General features: G+C 67.2%; 8 protein-coding genes. 2 read left to right on the forward strand and 6 right to left on the reverse strand.

Annotated features, from left to right (window positions below):
• Positions 1 to 2: 2 nt before the first annotated feature.
• On the forward strand, positions 3 to 1,211 hold the full coding sequence (locus IGS68_RS25055; RefSeq protein WP_201075215.1) for a CaiB/BaiF CoA transferase family protein: 1,209 nt from the start codon (positions 3 to 5) through the stop codon (positions 1,209 to 1,211).
• A 32-nt stretch (positions 1,212 to 1,243) separates the two neighbouring features.
• Here the strand turns inward: IGS68_RS25055 and IGS68_RS25060 are convergent, their stop codons facing one another.
• Together IGS68_RS25060 and IGS68_RS25065 are read right to left on the reverse strand one after the other, a co-directional pair.
• Positions 1,244 to 1,627, reverse strand: a complete 384-nt coding sequence (locus IGS68_RS25060; protein ID WP_201075217.1) for a GxxExxY protein — start codon at positions 1,625 to 1,627, stop codon at positions 1,244 to 1,246.
• Between the two features lie 42 nt (positions 1,628 to 1,669).
• On the reverse strand, positions 1,670 to 2,152 hold the full coding sequence (locus tag IGS68_RS25065; protein WP_201075219.1) for an Lrp/AsnC family transcriptional regulator: 483 nt from the start codon (positions 2,150 to 2,152) through the stop codon (positions 1,670 to 1,672).
• A 134-nt stretch (positions 2,153 to 2,286) separates the two neighbouring features.
• Between IGS68_RS25065 and IGS68_RS25070 the strand changes: the two genes are divergently transcribed.
• Positions 2,287 to 4,713, forward strand: coding sequence for a transketolase (locus tag IGS68_RS25070; RefSeq protein WP_201075221.1), 2,427 nt, complete (start codon positions 2,287 to 2,289; stop codon positions 4,711 to 4,713).
• Here the strand turns inward: IGS68_RS25070 and IGS68_RS25075 are convergent.
• The 4 genes from IGS68_RS25075 to IGS68_RS25090 form a co-directional block, all read right to left on the reverse strand.
• The gene (locus tag IGS68_RS25075) at positions 4,661 to 5,614 is read right to left on the reverse strand and encodes an iron-siderophore ABC transporter substrate-binding protein (protein WP_201075223.1); all 954 of its coding nucleotides are present in this window, start codon (positions 5,612 to 5,614) and stop codon (positions 4,661 to 4,663) included. The genes IGS68_RS25070 and IGS68_RS25075 overlap by 53 nt on opposite strands.
• Before the next feature lie 234 nt (positions 5,615 to 5,848).
• Entirely contained in the window at positions 5,849 to 8,335 is a 2,487-nt protein-coding gene (locus IGS68_RS25080; protein WP_247881069.1) for a glucose/quinate/shikimate family membrane-bound PQQ-dependent dehydrogenase, read from the reverse strand.
• 206 nt (positions 8,336 to 8,541) lie between these two features.
• Entirely contained in the window at positions 8,542 to 14,151 is a 5,610-nt protein-coding gene (locus IGS68_RS25085; RefSeq protein WP_201075224.1) for a cadherin-like domain-containing protein, read from the reverse strand.
• A 705-nt stretch (positions 14,152 to 14,856) separates the two neighbouring features.
• Entirely contained in the window at positions 14,857 to 18,273 is a 3,417-nt protein-coding gene (locus IGS68_RS25090; protein WP_201075226.1) for a glycosyltransferase family 4 protein, read from the reverse strand.
• Positions 18,274 to 18,352 lie beyond the last annotated feature (79 nt).

The following is an 18,352-nucleotide window of genomic DNA, read 5'->3' on the forward strand; positions in this document are numbered from 1 at the left end:
CGATGCTTGCTGATCGGAAGGGGCCGCTGAAGGGGCTCAAGGTCGTCGAGCTGGCCCACATCATGGCCGGCCCGGTGTGCGGACTGTTCCTGGCGGACCTGGGGGCCGACGTCATCAAGGTGGAGAAGATCCCCGGCGGCGACGACAGCCGCCGGTTCCTGCCGCCGGACATCGAGGGCGAATCCGCCGCCTTCATGATGATGAACCGCAACAAGCGCGGCATCGCGATCGACCTGAAGACGGCGGACGGCAAGGCGGCGCTGGAGCGGCTGCTGATGGACGCCGACGTGGTGATCGAGAACTACCGGCAGGACACCATGGACCGGCTGGGGCTGGGATACGAGAGCCTGCGGGAGCAAAACCCCCGGCTGATCTATTGCGCGGTGTCGGGCTTCGGGCGGACGGGCCCCTATGCCGACCGTGGCGGCTTCGACCTGATCGCCCAGGGCATGAGCGGGATCATGAGCATTACCGGCGAGGCGCCGGGCCGGCCGCCGGTCAAGGTGGGCGCGCCCCTGACCGACATCACGGCGGGGATCCTGGCGGCGCTGGGGGTGGTCAGCGCCGTCGTGGCGCGGGCTTCGACCGGCAAGGGGCAGTTCGTCGATACCTCGCTGTTCGAGGCGGGGATCGTCCACACCTATTGGCAGTCGGCGATCTGCTTCGCGACCGGCGTCTCCCCCGGGCCGATGGGGTCGGCCCATCCGCTGAACGCGCCGTACCAGGCGTTCGAGACGGCGGACGGCTGGATCAACGTGGGCGCGGCGAACCAGACCAACTGGCTGAAGCTGGTGGACGTGCTGGAGGCGCGGGAGTTGCTGGACGATCCCAGGTTCGCCGACAACCGGCGGCGGATGAACAACCTGGAGGATCTGGTGGAAGGGCTGACCGTCCATTTCCGCCGGCGGACGACGGGCGAGTGGCTGGACCGGCTGAACGCCGCCGGGGTGCCGGCCGGGCCGGTGCTGTCGATCGCCGAGATGCACGAAGATCCGCAGACGCTGGCGCGGGAGATGGTGGTCGAGGTCGACCACCCGGTCGCCGGGGCGGTCAAGGCGCTGGGACTGCCGATCAAGCTGTCCGACACGCCGGGCGGTGTCTTCGGGCCGGCGCCCAGGTTCGGGGAGCACACGGCGGAGGTGCTGGCGGAGCACGGGTTCGGCGAGGAGGAGATCCGGCGGATGACGGAGGCGGGGGCTGTGGGGGGTTGAGAGGGGTTGAGCCACAGATAACGGCGATGGGCTCAGATGGGTGACGATAAGATAATTCGGCGATACTCGATCTTGGGTTTGCCGAAATTGAGCAACAATGCCGTGGAGATGTTGCTGGCCTTCAGGTAGTTGATCGTCTGGGCGACATGGGCGCGGGACAGGGCGTCCGCGCATTTCAATTCTATGATCATCCTGTCGTCTGCGACGATGTCGGCGATGTAGCGCCCTACATCTTCACCTTTATAGAATATCGGGAATCCCACTTCTTCGCGGACAGGTATCTTCCTCCGCATCAGTTCGCCGACCAGCGCGCGCCGATAGACCGCTTCGAGGAAGCCATGTCCCAGCACATTGGCGACCTCGAACGCCGCCCCGAGCACGGCATGTGACAGGGGATCCCGCTCATCGTTACCCATCTGAGCCCATCGCCGTTATCTGTGGCCAAAATCTCTTGGAACTTAAGCAGGCAAGTGATGGAGCGGCAATGCGGTCTCGTAGCGCACCTGTTTCAACGCGAAGCTAGATTTGATGCTGGAGACGCCGGGTATTCGGGTCAGGTGGGTCTTGAGGAAGTGTTCGTAGGCCGCGAGGTCGGGGACGACTACGCGGAGCAGGTAATCTGCTTCGCCCGTCATCAGGTAACATTCCAGAACTTCGGGCCTATGCATGATCGCGGCCTCGAAGGCGTCGAGGCGTTCTTCGATCTGCTTTTCCAGCGTGACGCTGACGAACACGTTTACCGGAAGGTCCACGGTCGAGGGATCGACCAGCGCCACGTAGGTTCGGATCACCCCGCTCTCCTCCAGGGCCTTGACCCGGCGCAGGCAGGGCGAGGGCGACAGGCCGATGGCGGAGGCCAAGTCGTTGTTGGCGATCCGGCCGTCCTTCTGGAGGCGGGCGAGGATCTTCCGGTCGATGGCGTCGAGGCGGGGTTTTGGCATGGGATGGCGTAAAGATGCTTTGTTGTAGCATGGGGTGCCAAAAGCATGGCAGGCGGCAGCGCAGTTCGCAACCATTTGCCCGGGCGCCGGTGTTATGGTGAGGGTCCGTCCTCATCCTGGGAAGCGAAGCAAAAATGGTTGACTCAACGACCATCGAACACGATGCCGATACCGTCGAATGCCTGCGCGAGTTGGAGCGCAAGATCCTCTGGCTGGCATCCTGGACGATCCATAATGCCAACCATGTCCGGCCCAACCTCGACGGGCTGAAGGTAGGCGGTCACCAGGCTTCGTCGGCATCCCTGGCGACGATCATGACGGCGCTGTATTTCGCGGCCCTGCGGCCGGAGGACCGGGTCGCGGTCAAGCCGCACGCCAGCCCGATCTTCCATGCGATCCAGTATCTGATGGGCAACCAGACGCGCGAGAAGCTGGAGAATTTCCGGGGCTACAAGGGTGCGCAGAGCTACCCGTCGCGGACCAAGGACGTGGACGACGTCGATTTCTCGACCGGGTCGGTGGGCATGGGCGTCGCCCAGACGCTGTTCTCGTCCCTGGTGCAGGACTACCTGAAGGCCCGGGGCTGGGCCTCCTCGATCCCGGAGGGGCGCATGGTCGCCCTGATCGGCGACGCCGAGATGGACGAGGGCAATATCTTCGAGGCGCTGCTGGAAGGCTGGAAGCACGGCCTGCGCAACACCTGGTGGATCGTCGACTACAACAGGCAGAGCCTGGACGCGGTGATCCGGGAAGGGTTGTGGGAGCGGCTGGAGGGCATCTTCCGCAACTTCGGCTGGGATGTCGTGATCCTGAAGCACGGCCGGCTGATGCGGGAGGCGTTCGCCGAGGAGGGCGGCGACCGGCTGCGGGAGTGGATCGACACCTGCCCGAACCAGCTCTATTCGGCCCTGACCTTCCAAGGCGGTGCCGCATGGCGCCGGCGGCTGATGGACGACCTGGGCGACCAGGGACCCGTGTCCCGGCTGATCGAGCGGCGCTCCGACGGGGAGCTGGCGGACCTGATGGGCAACCTGGGCGGCCACGACCTGCCGTCGCTGCTGGAAGCCTTCGAGGCGGCGCGCCGGCATGACCGGCCGGTGTGCTTCATCGCCTATACGGTCAAAGGGTTCGGGCTGCCGCTGGCGGGGCACAAGGACAACCATGCGGGACTGCTGACGCCGGCGCAGATGGAGGCGTTCCGCGATGGGCTGAAGATCCGGCCGGGGCACGAGTGGGACCGCTTCGAGGGGCTGGGGATCGGCGAGGACCGGCTGTCGGCGTTCCTGGACACGGTGCCGTTCTTCGCCAAGGGGCCGCGGCGCTATTCGGCGCCGGTGGTTCCGGTTCCGGAGGCCCTGGAAGTTCCGACGCAGAAGGCGCTGTCCACCCAGGCGGGGTTCGGGCTGATCATGAACGAGCTGGGGCGGGCCAAGGAGGGGCTGGCGGAGCGCATCGTGACGACGGCGCCGGACGTGACGGTGTCCACGAACCTGGGATCGTGGGTGAACCGGCGCGGGCTGTTCGCCAAGGAGGCCATGGCCGACCTGTTCAAGAAGGAGCGCATCCCGTCCACATACAGCTGGGACTTCTCGCCCGACGGGCAGCATTTCGAACTGGGCATCGCCGAGGCGAACCTGTTCACCATGCTGTCGGCGCTGGGGCTGTCGCACTCGGTGTTCGGGGAAAGGCTGCTGCCGATCGGCACGGTGTACGACCCCTTCATCTACCGCGGCGCCGACGCGATGAACTATGCCTGCTACCAGGACGCCCGGTTCATGCTGGTGGCGACGCCGGCCGGCGTGACCCTGGCGCCGGAAGGCGGGGCGCACCAGTCGATCGGGACGCCGCTGGTCGGCATGGCGCAGGACGGTCTGGCTTATTTCGAGCCGGCCTTCGTGGACGAGCTGGGCGTCATCATGCGCTGGGCCTTCGACTACATGCAGCGGAACGGCGAAGGGCAGCCGGACGAGCGGAACTGGCTGCGGGACGAGACCGGCGGCGCCGTCTACCTGCGCCTGTCGTCGCGCACCCTGGAGCAGCCGGGCCGCGACATGGCGCCGGAGCTTCGGCAGGACATCATCGACGGCGCCTACTGGATGCGGCGGCCGGGGCCGAACTGCCAGGTGGTGGTGGCCTATACCGGCGCCGTCGCGCCCGAGGCGATCGAGGCGGTCGGGCTGATGGCCGAGGACCGGCGCGACGTGGGGCTGCTCGCCATCACCTCGGCCGACCGGCTGCACGGCGGCTGGAGCGCCGCCCAGCGGGCGCGGGAGCGCGGGCTGGTGCATGCCCGGTCGCATATCGAGCGGCTGCTGGACGGCGTGCCGTCCAACTGCGGCATCGTGACGGTGATCGACGGGCATCCCGCGACGCTGGGCTGGCTGGGATCGGTCCACGGCCACCGGACGCGGGCGCTGGGCGTCGAGCATTTCGGCCAGACCGGCACCATCGCCGATCTGTACCGGCATTTCGGCATCGACGCCCAGGGCATCGTGCTGGCGGCCCAGGCTACCGCGGCCGGCCGGCCGATCCGGCATCTCCATACGATCGGGGGCCGCTGAGGGCAGCGGCGGGGAAGAGGTCCGGGGTTTCGGCCAGCATGCGGGCGAAGCGCGCGGCGGCCGGAACCATGCCGAAGACCAGCGGCGGCGGAATGACCCCGGTCCTGCCCGCCGCGACGGCGGGCAGGTTCCGCCAGAGGGGGCTCGATAACAGGGTCGGCCGGGCGTCGGGCGGGACCGGATCGATCACCAGCAGGCTGGCGTCGGGATGCACGGACAGGCGGTCGATGGGGACGGTGGCGAACCCCCAGGCGTTGGTCGGACCCGTCCAGGCGCTGCGCAGTCCGCTGCTCTCCAGGACGGCTTCCGCCAGGCTGCCCTGGCCATAGACGCGGACATGCCTCGCGTCCATGAAGCTGACGGCCAGGACGGGAGGGGGGTTCGCCACCTTCAGGCGCGCCCGGGCGGCGGCGAAGGCGGCTTCGGCGCGGCCGATCAGCGCCTCGCCGGCAGCTTGGCGGTGCAGCAGGCGGGAGAGCCTGCGGGTGCCCTCGACCGCGTTCTCCCAGGGCCGGTGGTCGGGGGTGTAGGTGGGCAGCGACAGCGTCGGGGCGATCCGCTCCAGCTGGGGGCGCAGGCTTTCCTGCTCCCCGACGATCAGGATCAGGTCGGGGGCGAGCGTGCTGAGCAGTTCCAGGTTCGGTTCCAGGCGGAGACCGAGATCCACGACGCCGGGATCGAGGGGCGGACCGCCGACCCAGATGTCGTAGACCTTGGCCTCCGGCACGGCGAGGGGCCGGACGCCGAGAGCGATCAGGGTGTCGGTGAGGCCCCAGTCCAGCGCGACGACGCGGCGAGGGGGCGGCGGCCCGTCGCCCGCCGCGGCGGGCGTGGCCGCGAGCGCGGCCAGGACGGCCAGGGGCGCCAGGAGGCTTCTGAGGATTCGGAGGCGGAGGGTCACCGGCGGGACCGGACGCTGCCGATCACGGTGCGGTGAGGCGCCGGCCGGGGCCGAGGCCCGGACCCGGGGCTTTTCATCGAACTTCTCCCTGCCTGTCATTGTTGGCCGGGCGAACTCTTAGGGACTGAACGGTTTAAATGCAACTCACTATCAATTGCATTACTGGATTAACTCCGGAGGAGCGCCCCGATGCCGCGGGAGCCGGAGCTCGCCGCGGCGGGAGGAAGGGCCGCGCTATTGCCGGGGCAGCGCGTAGGCGATGACGGCGTCGCCGGCCTTGGTGCCCAGCGAGCCGTGGCCGCCGGCGGCGACCAGAAGATACTGGCGGCCGTCCTCGCCCAGGTAGGTCATGGGCGTCGCCTGGCCGCCGGCCGGCAGGCGGCTTTCCCAAAGCTGCTCGCCGGTGGTCACGTCGTAGCCGCGCACGTAATAGTCGATGGTGCCCGACAGGAAGGCGACGCCGCCGGCCGTCATCATCGGGCCGCCCAGGCTGGGCACGCCCATCCTGAAGGGCAGCGGCAGGGGCGAGGCGTCGCGGACCGTGCCGTTCTTGTGCATCCAGAGGATCTCGCCGGTGGTCAGGTCCGCCGCCGAGATGTAGCCCCACGGGGGAGCCTGGCAGGGCAGCCCGAGGACGGAGACGAACGGGGCCAGCTTGACCGCGAAAGGCGCGCCGAAATTCTCGTTGAGCGCCGGCAGGCTGTATTCCGGCCGGTTCTCGCCCTGGACATAGAGCGTCGTGTCGTCCTCGCGCGGGATCAGCTGCGAGACGAAGGCGAGATAGGCGGGCGTCGTGAAGGCGATCTGGCGCCGGGGATCGACCGCGACGCTGCCCCAGTTGAACACGCCAAAATTGCCGGGGTAGATCAGGGAGCCCTGGGTGGAGGGCGGAGTGTAGCGGCCCTCGTAGCGCAGCCGGTGGAACTGGATGCGGCAGGCGAGCTGGTCGAACAGGGTGGCGCCCCACATGTCCCGGCCGCCCAGCGGCGGCGGGTCGTAGGAGAGCGCCGAGACCGGCTGGGTCGGGGCGGTATGGTCGCCCTCGGCGGCACCCTGGGGTGCCGGCTGCTCGGTCACCGGCAGGATCGGCTCGCCGGTGCGGCGGTCGAGCACATAGAGATCGCCCTGCTTGGTCGGCTGGACCAGGGCCGGCACCGTCTGCCCGGCGACCGTCAGGTCGATCAGGCTGGGCTGCGACGGCACGTCGTAGTCCCACAGGTCGTGGTGGACCGTCTGGAAGTTCCAGCGCACCTGCCCCGTCGCGAGGTCGAGGGCGACGACGGAGGACGAGAACCGCTCCACCGCCGGGCTGCGGTCGCCGCCCCACTGGTCGGGCGGCTGGTTGCCCAGGGGGATGTAGACCAGGCCCAGATCCTCGTCCACGGCGGAGATCGACCAGGAATTGGGCGAGTTGGGCGTGTAGGTCTGCCCCGGCGGGAGCGGCGCGGTATCCTCCGGATCGCCGGAATCCCAGGCCCAGACGATATTCCCGGTGTTCACGTCGAAGGCCCGGATGACGCCAGAGGCCTCGTTGACCGAGACGTTGTCCAGGACGGTGCCGCCGACGATGATCAGGTCGCGGGTGACCACCACCGGGGAGGTCGAGTAGTAGGAACCCGGCTTGACGTTGGGCATGTTGCGCCAGAGGTCGATCTGGCCGGTGCCGCCGCCGAACGCGGTGCAGATCGCGCCGTCCTCGGGGCTGAGGGCGATCAGCCTGCCGTCGGCGGTCGGCATGAACAGCCGGGCGGGGCAGTTGTCGGCGGTTTCCGGCGCGGTGTTGGCCGCGACCGGCATGTCCGGGACGGGTGAGTCCTCGGGCTCGGCCGGGGCGGGCGAGGCGGGAGCCGGGGCCGCCGTCTCCTCGGAGGCGGGATGGTAGGACAGGCCGCGGCAGGTCAGGTGCTGGAGCGCCAGGTCGCCGCGGATCTCGGGATCGTAGCGCCAGATCTCCTCGCCGGTGGTGGCGTTCAGGGCGATCACGTTCTGGTGCGGCGTGCAGAGGAACAGGCGGTTGCCGATCTTCAGCGGGGTGACCTGGAAGGTGGTCTCCTCCGGATCGCCGGGCCGTCCGCGGATGTCGCCGGTATTGTAGGTCCAGGCTTCCTGGAGCTGTGAGACGTTGGCCGGGGTGATCTGGTCCAGCGGGGAATAGCGCTGGCCATAGTCGGTGCGGCCGTAGGCGTGCCATTCGCCGGGCGGGACGTCGGGCTTGCCGGTGGGTGTATCGGTGGCCGCGTCGGCCGGGGCTTCGGCACGGGGCTCCGGGGCGGTCCCCTCGATCCGGTGGGGATCGGTGAACCAGGACACGGCCGCGACGGCGACCGCCACGGCGAGCGACGCCGCCAGCGGCAGGGAGGCGGTGCCGGTACGGCCGCCGAGGGGGCGGGTCACCCAAGGCAGCAACAGGAGCAGGCCGACGACGACGAACACGGCGCCGCGCGCCGCCAGCGGCCACCAGTCGAATCCGACCTCCCACAGGGACCAGGCCAGCGTGCCCAGGAGCAGCAGGGCGTAGACCCGGAGCGCCGTCGGGTTCCTCCTGAACAGAAGGAATCCGGAGATCAGGAGGGTCACCCCGGCGATGGCGTAAAACCAGGAACCGCCCAGCGCGATCAGCCAGACGCCTCCGCCCGTCAGGGCGAGGCCCATGAGAAATAGGAGTATGGCCATCGCCATCGGGACGAACGGCCGCCCCCTGCCCTGCCTGTCGCGCTGCATGAGGTCACCTCGGAACTGCGGTATCAGTCTGGGTAACCCCTGGTCGGCAGGTTGGTTTCTTCGGGGAATGGATGGGGCGGCGGCGACATGGAAAAGGGCCGGCCCTCGCGGGCCGGCCCCTTGCCGTCTGTGATCGTCGTCTTCGGTGCGGGGCCGCCTAAGCGACCCCGCGGTAGTTCCGGTTTCCGCCTTGTGGAGGGGCGGGGTTACGGAGGGTTGCTGCCGCCGAAGATGAAGTCGTTGGCCGACAGGGTGATGTTGCCGACGAGTTCGATCTCGTGGACCATCGGCTTGTTATCCCCCGACATCTCGGTCCAGGCGACGATCGTCGTGTTGCTTCCTACCGAGATATCGAGATCGGTGAACCGAGCCACCCCTTCGACCGACTGCAGGTCGATCTTGTCCTGACCGATGGTGAAGTCGAAGACCACGTCCCGGTTGCCGACGCCTGCACCGGTATCTTCGGAGCTGAACACGAAGGTGTCGCTGCCCGCTCCACCCGTGAGTTCATCGACGCCCGTACCGCCGGTGATGATGTCGTTTCCGGCACCAGCCTTGATGACATCGTTACCGGCACCACCCCTGATGATGTCCTGGCCTGCGCCGCCGGTCAGGATGTCATCGTTGTGGCCACCGTTGAGGATGCCCTTCTCGGTGGCAGTGCCGACGTAGGTCAGCGTTGCCGACACCTTGCCGAGGAAGCCGCTGGCATCGACCTCCTTGACGGTCGAAGTCAGGTTGTCCAGCGCGATGCTGCTCTTGCTGGCCGAAGTCGCGTCGTCTAGGGCTTTCTGGGCGTCCGTGACATCCTGACGGAGGTCGCTTCGCTCGGTCACCTCGCCCTGAGCGTCGGACAGAGCCTGACGGAGATCGCTCCGCTCGGTCACCTCGCCCTGAGCCTCGGACAGAGCCTGACGGAGATCGCTCCGCTCGGTCACCTCGCCCTGAGCGTCGGACAGCGCCTGACGGAGATCGCTCCGCTCGGTCACCTCGCCCTGAGCCTCGGACAGAGCCTGACGGAGGTCGCTCCGCTCGGTCACCTCGCCCTGAGCGTCGGACAGAGCCTGACGGAGATCGCTCCGCTCGGTCACCTCGCCCTGAGCCTCGGACAGAGCCCGACGGAGGTCGCTCCGCTCGGTCACCTCGCCCTGAGCTTCGATGACGGCTTGGCTAAGTGCCTGCCACTCTGGATCAAGGTCGTAGGGACCAGGGTTCTGAGCCTCATAGGACGCGAGTGCGCCTTTAGCGTCTACGAATGCGTCGTCCAGATCCGCATCGCTGCCGTCGACCAGGTCAGCGTCCAGGAGTTGCTGGGCAGCCGTGACCGCGTCGTCCAGATCCGCATCGCTGCCGTCGATCAGGTCGGCGTCCAGGAGTTGCTGGGCAGCCGTGACCGCATCGTCCAGATCCGCATCGCTGCCGTCGATCAGGTCGGCGTCCAGGAGTTGCTGGGCAGCCGTGACCGCGTCGTCCAGATCCGCATCGCTGCCGTCGACCAGGTCGGCGTCCAGGAGTTGCTGGGCAGCCGTGACCGCATCGTCCAGATCTGCATCGCTGCCGTCGACCAGGTCGGCGTCCAGGAGTTGCTGGGCAGCCGTGACCGCATCGTCCAGATCCGCATCGGTGCCGTCGATCAGGTCGGCGTCCAGGAGTTGCTGGGCAGCCGTGACCGCGCCGTCCAGATCCGCATCGGTGCCGTCGACCAAATCCGCAGTCAGAGCATCCTGCGCCGCAGTATTGGCTTCCTGGAAGTAGGCGAGATCCTCACCATCCATGCTGTCCGACAGGCGGAGGTCCGTAAGGCCCTGATCGGTGCTGGTGATCTTCGAACCGTCGAAGGTCACGGTCGAGGAGCCCTCGACGTTCAGCGCGATGTTGCCGACGTTGGTCAAGGTCGCCGAGTAGGACTGGCCGTCCTCCAGGGTCGCCGAGACATAGGTCAACCCAGTCTTGGAGCCGATGACCTTGTCGCCTTCGGACAGGTTCTTGCCGAAATCGACGGACAGCAGGCCCGAGTACGCGTTGGCCTTGAGGCCGGCTTCGGTCCAGCCGGTGACGTTGCCCGTCCAGCCGGCGGCGTTCACCTCGACATCGTCGGTACCGATGTTGACGATGCTCAGGCCCGACGGAGCGGAGATGCCCATCAGGTCATTGCTATCGATCTGATCGAGGTCCGCGATCTCGTACACGACCGGGCCGGAGATCTTGCCGGCGTCCAGAGCGGCGCTGTCATCGATGGCGAGACGGATCTTCTCGACACCGGTGATTTCCGGTCCGGAGACCTCCACATCCGGGAGATCGGTGATGCCCATCATGCCGGACAGTACGGCGGTGACCGTGTCGGCGTTACCGGAGCCGGTGACCTTGGTATCGTTGAGCGTGCCGAAGTAGGTGGCGGTCAGCGAAGCTTCGCCGGTCAGACCTGACGCGTCGAGGTCGGTGCCCGGCGCAAGGATGACGTTGAGGCTGGCGCTGCCGGAAACATTGACCTTCGCATCCGTGTCCAAGCCGAACAAGACGATCCGGCTGTTTTCGCCCGTGGTGGTCAGGTTGACCGTTTCGACATTCACGATGTTCAGCAGGCCCGTCGATGCGGCCTCTGAGTTCCAATCGAGGGTCAGCCCGTTGATCGTCGCGTTGAGGGTGTCCACACCGGCGCCGCCGTCCACCGCGTCGGCATTGTTGAGCGTCGTGCCGAAGCTCATGGTGTCGTCGCCATTCCCGCCGGTGACCAAGACATTGCCCGAACCCGCGGCGAAGGACACGTTCAGCTTCCCGTCGATCATCTGGTTGCTGACGATAGAGCCGACCGCCGGGCCGACGTTGAGCAGGGTGACTTCCTGATCGCCGGAGACGTTCAGCCTCACCGAACCCGCTTCGCCGGTAATGCCGGAGGCGTCGACCGTGGCAGCGGCTTCGGTAGCGGACAGGTTGACGGTTTCGACGTTGGCGATCTTCAGCGCGCCGGTCTCGGCGGTCAGGCCGTCGATATCGGCGTTGACTGTGTCGTTGCCCAGGCCGCCGTTGACCACGTCGGCATTGTTGAGGGTAGCACCGAAGCTGATGGTGTCGTCGGCCGTGCTGCCGATGACCGAAACGTCACCGGAAGTTTCGGCGAAGCTCGCCGTCAGCGCCGCGGTCATTTGTCCCGCGTTCACCGTAGCGACGCCGGCGCCGATGTTCGCCAAGGTGGTGGCGAAGGCGCCCCGCACCATGACGCTCTTGACGTCGGAGACGTCGGTGAAATCGAGCCCGCCGGTGGCAGCGCTGCTGGTCAGGTCGAACGCTTCGACCTTGCTGATGATCGGCGATACGACGGTACTACCCAGCGTGACTTCCAGGCGATCGGAGGTCGAGGCGCCGCCGGAGAACTCGTCTCCGGAGTTCAGCGTGCCGACAGTGCCCTGGAACACGTTGATGCCGGTCGGCGAAACGCCGGGAGCCGCGAAGGTGGTGTTGGTGTCGTCGCCCACGGTCAGGGTCAGGAAGCCGCTGGCGACCGCCAGGTTCACCTCGGCCGTGGCGATGTTGCCGGGAGCCGCACCGGTCAGCGTGAAGGTGACCTTGCGGTCGCCGTCGCCGTTGGTGGCGTCGAAGGTGATGTTCCGGAGCAGCGTGCTGATCAGATCGTCGGTGGCGTCCTCGTTGAAGGTGATCAGCAGCGGTGAGGCCAGGCCGCCGGTTATGGTACCGATGTTGATCTCCGACGAATCATCGGTGACAAGCACGAAGCCGCTGACGACGCGGGCACCGTTGCCGGACAGGGCGAGGACGTCGGAGGCATCGAAGGTGCCGGACAGCTCGACCTTGAGCGTGGAGCCCGCGACCGGGACGCCCGAGGCGACCAGATTGGCCGAGGCGTTGCCGCCGCCGATCGACGCCGGTTCATCCGCAACCAGCATGGAGCGGTCGTCGTCGCTGAGGCCGGTCAGCTGCAGGGCGCTGGAAGCCGTCACCGCGATCTTCGCAGAAGACAGCAAGCTCGTGGCGCCGTTAGCATCGGAGGCGGTCACCGTCACGGTGCGCTCGGCGACGGTGTCGGCCGAGAGCTTGACGCTCTTCAGCAGGGTGGAGACCAGCTCGTCGGTGGCCTTGTCGTTCAGCGTGATGACCAGAGGCTTGTAGCCGGCCTCGATGCCCTTCGACGGATCGGCCACCGTGTAGGTACCGCCGGTGACGGAGCCGATCAGGGTCTGGTCCTTCGTCGTCGCGGCATTGCCGTCGGCGTCGATGATGATCGACTTGTTGGCTGCGTTGCCCGTCAGGATGACGTTGCTGTCGCCGATCGTCAACGCGTCCAAGTTGGTCGCGGCGGCGCCGGAGGCGATCGACACGGTCAGCTTGCCGCCCGCATAATTCTGCTCGGCGTCGGAAACTGTGGCACCGGCGAAGATCGCGTTGGCGGCACGCTGAACGATGGTCGTATCGGCCACGCCAGCGAACACAGGTGCGTCGTTGACCGGGATGATTTCCACGGACGCGGACGTCGCGATCTGGTCCTCGCCGTCGGAAACGTTCACCACGAAACTGACCGGGCCGTTGTAGTTGGCGATCGGCTTGAAGCTCCAGGTAGTTTCATCGATCCTGGTCAGATCGCCGAAGGCCGTGTCGACCTCGACGTCGGTGACGATCAGGTTATCGCCGTCGGCATCCGTCACGTTGGCCAGCAGCTGCTTGGCGGTCATGACGAGCGTCGTGTCTTCCTGGATCGCGTCGAAGGTGACCGGGCCGCTGGCCTCCGGCCAATCGTTGACCGATTCGACCTGGAGGGTCGCGTAAGCGACGGTCTGGTGCGCACCGTCGGAAACGGTCACCTCGAAGCTGACCGTGCCGTTGTAGTTGGCGGCCGGGGTGAAGCTCCAGGTATCCTCATCGATCTTCACCAGCGTGCCGGCGGCTTCGTCATACGAAACCCCGACGATCGACAGGACGTCGTCTTCGGCATCCTTCACGTTGGCGAGGAGCTGCTCCTTCGAGAAGATGACCGCGGAGCCATCTTCCTGGGTGCTGTCGAGCACCACCGGAGCACCGGCGACCGGACCTTCGTTGCCCGGGGTCATGCTGGTATCGTTGACGGTGGCGGAGGCGGAAACCTCCATTCCGTCCAGGGTTATGGTCAGGGTCTCGGGGCCTTCGGTCGTAAGGTCGGCGACCAACTCGACATTGATGGAAGCCTTGCCGTCCTCGCCGACAGTGAACTCGCCGGTCAGCTGGCCGCCAACGACGTCCTCGGCGCTGACACCCGTGAGGGTATAGGCGATCTTGGTGCCGGGCTCGACCTTGGTGGTGTCGAGGATGAAGGTGACCCACTGGCCCTCATCGGCCGAAGGCGCGGCGGGGCTGACCGCGTAGCTGGGAAGATCCTCGGTGATCGCGGTGTCGACGGCCGACTTGCCGCTCTCGACGGTAGCCGCGTCGTCGGTGACGCCGTCCAGGACCGCCTTGGCGGCGTCGATGTCGCTGAGGTTCCACTCGGCTTTGCGGGCCTTGTACTGCTCGGTGTAGTAGGCGGCGACCTGGGCCTTGTTCTCGACCATCACGGCGTCCGCGCCCTGCGCGCCGCTGATGATGTCGATGATGATCAGCCCAATCGGACGGCCCTCCGCGATCTTGCCCGTCCAGTAGTCCAGGCCACCTTGGTCGATACTGTCGCGGTTGAAGAGATTTTTGTAGACCGAACGCAGGAACGGCTCCGGGTCGGCCGAGGGATCGGCCAGGAACGGATACTGCTCGGTGGCTTCCTGCTGCACGGAGAAGCTCTGCGCGATGTCGGCGAGCGACATCGGCGAGCCGTCCTCGCCGGACATCCTTCCCATCCAGTAATCCAGGCCGCCCGGATCACCGGCGCGGCCGAAGTACCCAATGTACAACTTGGAAATCAGGTTGATTGACATCCTAGACTCTTCGTTTGAGCGAAACCCTGCGGGTTTCTGGTGTGACAGGTATCTTTGAACCGTTCGTCCTGCCGAACCGGGGAGCGAGGAAGTCTCGCATCAAGCCGCCTATTACAAGATTCATAGGCCGTTCAGACACCCTAAGATTGCATGAGATGGTTAATACCCGGTTAATCAGCAGATCTTTGAGAGTCGTTCGCAGTCAGCGAGAGATTGGATTCAGTTCAGTTTTTCTGCTGAGGCATCCTGAGTGACTGCCCGTCATGCGGTTCGAAGCTCAATCAACGCTGTGATCAGACTCCCTTGGACTGGCACCCGATGCCGCCTTCGGCGCGGAAAACGACGGCCCGGCCGGGGGACGGCCGTTTCCGTGGTTTCCTGTTAGGCGCCTGGGCAGCAGATGCCGATATGCGCAGTCTTGCCTCCAAGGGTTAATTTTCTGCAACGGGAGGATGGCCTAGCACCCCTAACTTTCGTCTTAGCGACATACAGCAATAAAAAAGCCCGGATCCCGCCGACAGGGCGGAATCCAGGCCAAAATGCTCATGTTTTCGGGAGATTGACTGTTCGAGGTCAGCGGCGGCGGAAAGGTTCAGCCTTTACCGCCATTGATTTTCCCATTAAGGATTACGCTAATTGTGGCTCGCGCGCCACATAGGCCTTTATGCCGAGCGTTTCCTCTGAATTTTGGGGGCGCTGGGCGCGGATGATGTTCCAGAGCCGGCCGGAAACGCGCTCCCAGCCGCAGGAAACAAGCCAGTCCCGCTGCCGGGCCAGCAGAGCGTCGATCTCCGGTCCGCCCTCCAGCAGCCCGGCCAGCCCGCGCGCCATGTCCTCGGGCGAGGTTCCCGGCAGCCGGATCGTCACGGGGGAGACGTCGTCGAAGATCGCCAGGGGCGTGACCGCGACCGGGCGTCCGCTGGCCAGCCCCATGCGGACGGCGGCGCTCGCCGATTCCTGGGTGTGCTGGTACGGGTAGACGACGGCATCGGCCAGGGTCAGCAGGCCGATGGCGACGTTTTCCTCGAGATAGTCGGTCAGCAGGGTGACGGAGTCGCCGAGACCCAGTTCGTCGATGGTCCGCCGCAGCGCCGCGCACTCGTCCGCCGACTCCTGCGCAGGATAGAGCGCGTTGGCCATCAGCAGGTGAAGGTCCGGGTCCGCCCCGCGCATCAGGGAGAAGGCCTGGAGCAGTTCCCGCAGGCCCTTGTGGGGCAGCAGGAACCCGAAGCTGGCGATCACGCGCCGGTCCGCCAGGCCGTATTCGCGCCGCAGCCGGGCGCTGTCGAGGTCCGGCGTGCCCTGCTGTCCCATGGGGAACAGCGCGACATTGTCCACCAGCCCGAATCCCTTGAGGCAGTTGAGGTCGTGGACGCCGTGGACGAACAGCCGCCGCGCCCGGCGCAGCGACTCGACGGCGGCGGAGAGCGAGATGAACAGGTCTGGCTTCCGCACGTCGGCGGTCGCGTGCAGGAAGACATGGACCTGCCGCCCCTGGTCGACCAGCCGGTCGATCAGGCGCGCGAAGGCCGCGAGCTGGAACAGGCCGAAATTGAACTGAAGCACGACCGAATCGGCGCCGTCGGCGATGATCCGGTCGTGCAGCTCGTCGAGCGGATCGCTCCACCCCGCGTCCCAGCAGCGGACGACCTCCGGGCCGTCCGGGTCGATGCACCGGGCGTTGCGGTTGGCCAGCACCGTCAGGCGGCCGGGCGGAATGCCGGCCGCCAGGGCCATGGAGTAGCTGGCGATGCCGCACCGGGCGTTCCAGGTGGAAACCCAGGCGACGCGCGGCACGGGGGTCGGCACCGGCTGGCCGGCGAGCGAGCCGACGGCATGCCGCACGCGCGCCGCGACGGCCTCGGCGCCGTAGGTCCGGCGGATCAGGGCCGCGGCGGCGCGCGTGCGGCGGCGGCGCTCCTCCGGCGGGGCCGAGCGGACCGCGCGCATCGCCCGGGCAAGATCGTCCACGCAGGGTTCGGCCCAGACCGAATGGGGCAGGTTGAAATGGGTCCGGGCATAGGCGAAGCGGTAGTCGACCAGCCAGGCCGTCTCGTCGGTGCAGAAATCGGCCTGCCCGCCATAGGCGGTGACGACGACCGGCATGCCGTACAGCATGGCTTCCGCCATGGGCATGCCGAAACCCTCGCCCCGGGTGGGCGAGACGAAGGCGTCGCACAGCCGGTAGAGCGTCGCCAGGGTCCCGGCCGGCAGGTCCCGGTTGATCAGGAAGACGGGGGCATGGTCGGGATGGCGCGCCTTGAGGTCGGCGAGCTGCCGCTCGATCTCGTTATGGGGATTGGGGAAGGTCTTGACCACGAGATAGACCGGGTCGCGGCGGTCGAACGCCCTGCCCCACGCCTCCAGCAGCACGTCGGCGCCCTTGCGGGGGAAACACGACGAGATGTGCAGGAAACCGAAGCCGGAGGCCCCCTGCAGCTCCGGGATGCGCTCGTCGGACGGCGGGACCGACAGGACGTGGTCGATGCCGGTGCCGGCGACATGGACCGGGGCCGTGACCCCGTTGTCCTCCAGCACCTTGCCGGTATAGCTGCTGAGCACGGTGACCACGTCGAGGGTGCGGTTGAAGCCGTCCACCCACTCGGCGGGAAAGCCGGACTCCTCCCAGCCATAGCACAGCAGGCCCCGGACGACTCCCTTCATGTCGTCCACCCTGGGCGGGTACATGTTGCGCATCACCACGTCGGCCGGCCCTTCCTCAAGGCCGCGCTCCCACATCGCGGCGGCCTCGGGATTGGCGGCCAGGAAAGCCTGGTCGGCGGGGTATCGGCCGGGACCGTCCATGGCGCACAGGGCGACGTCCTCCCCACCGGACCCGGGGCCGCCGCGGCGCAGGCCCAGGGCGACTTCCCGGTTCACGATGGCGAGACTGTAGGAGCTGTCGAACGGACCCTCGATCCGCCAGGAGACCGGCTCGCGGAACGCCGCCGGCTCCGGCACGGTTTCGGGAACGGCGAAGCCGATCCCGTTCAGGAAGGAGATGAAGGACGCGATCAGCCTCTCCGGCCGATAGCGCGCAAGGGCGTCGCGCTGGCCCTGGAGCACCCGGCGGCGGAGCGGCGGCTCCTCCAGCAGCAGGCGCGCCGCGGCGGCGATCCGGTCCGGGGACTTCTCGTCGAACAGGATCCCGCCGGAGCCCAGCGTCTCGGCGATGCAGGACCCGGCATAGGCCAGGACGGGCACGTCGAAGGCGGTCGCCTCGACCAGGGGCATGCCGAACCCTTCGTGCTCGCTCAGGCACAGGAACAGGTCGGCCGCCCGGTAATGGGCGTAGAGCTGGTCCTCCGGGATCTTGCCGGTCAGCACGACCGACCCGTCCAAGCCCCGCTCGGCGATCAGGCGGCGGAGATGGGCGCCGTAGCCGGCCGAGGATTCGCCGCCGACCAGCAGCAGCCGCACCGGCCGGGACAGGCGGCCGGTCAGTTCGGCCACCACCTCGACCAGCTCGTGCTGGCACTTGTTCTCGCAGATTCGGCCGACGAACAGGATGTTGGCCGGCCCGGCCAGCCGCTCGGCCGTGCCGCGGTCCCAGGGAGCCTGGCGCAGCCGCTCCAGGTCCACCAGCAGCGGGATCGTGGCGACGGGACCGTAGCCGAGCGCCACCAGCTCGTCCGCGCTGTAGGTGGACATGGCGACGGCCCCGGCGAACTGCCCGGCCGCCCAGTCCGCGATCTGCCGGCGCCCCAGGTTCGAATAGCGGTGGAACGGGTTGTCGGGGGAGAAGAACCCGGCCGGAGTGATATTGTGGTACGCCAGGATCTTCGGGCTGGAGACCTGCTCGACCCAGCGATGATGATCGTGGCCCATGGAATACTGGACGATGAGCAGCTGGTCCGGGCCGTCCCGGTACTCGTCGATCGAGCGGATCTCGCCCGCGAGTTCGGGCGCCACGTGGACGACGTAGATCTCGGACTCGAGGCCGAGGGATCGCAGCAGCCGGCGGGTGAACAGCATGCCGTTGGTCACGCCGTCACCATAGGCGGAACCGCCATGGAACTGGTGGATCGCGCGCAGATGCTTCATCGCGGCAATTTCCTTCGCAATCTTGTAGCCTGGCTCATAGCCTGGGCTTGTCCTGGAAGCGCGCCGGCCGTTCCGGTCC

Source organism: Skermanella sp. TT6 (assembly GCF_016653635.2).
Taxonomy (GTDB): Bacteria; Pseudomonadota; Alphaproteobacteria; order Azospirillales; family Azospirillaceae; genus Skermanella; species Skermanella cutis.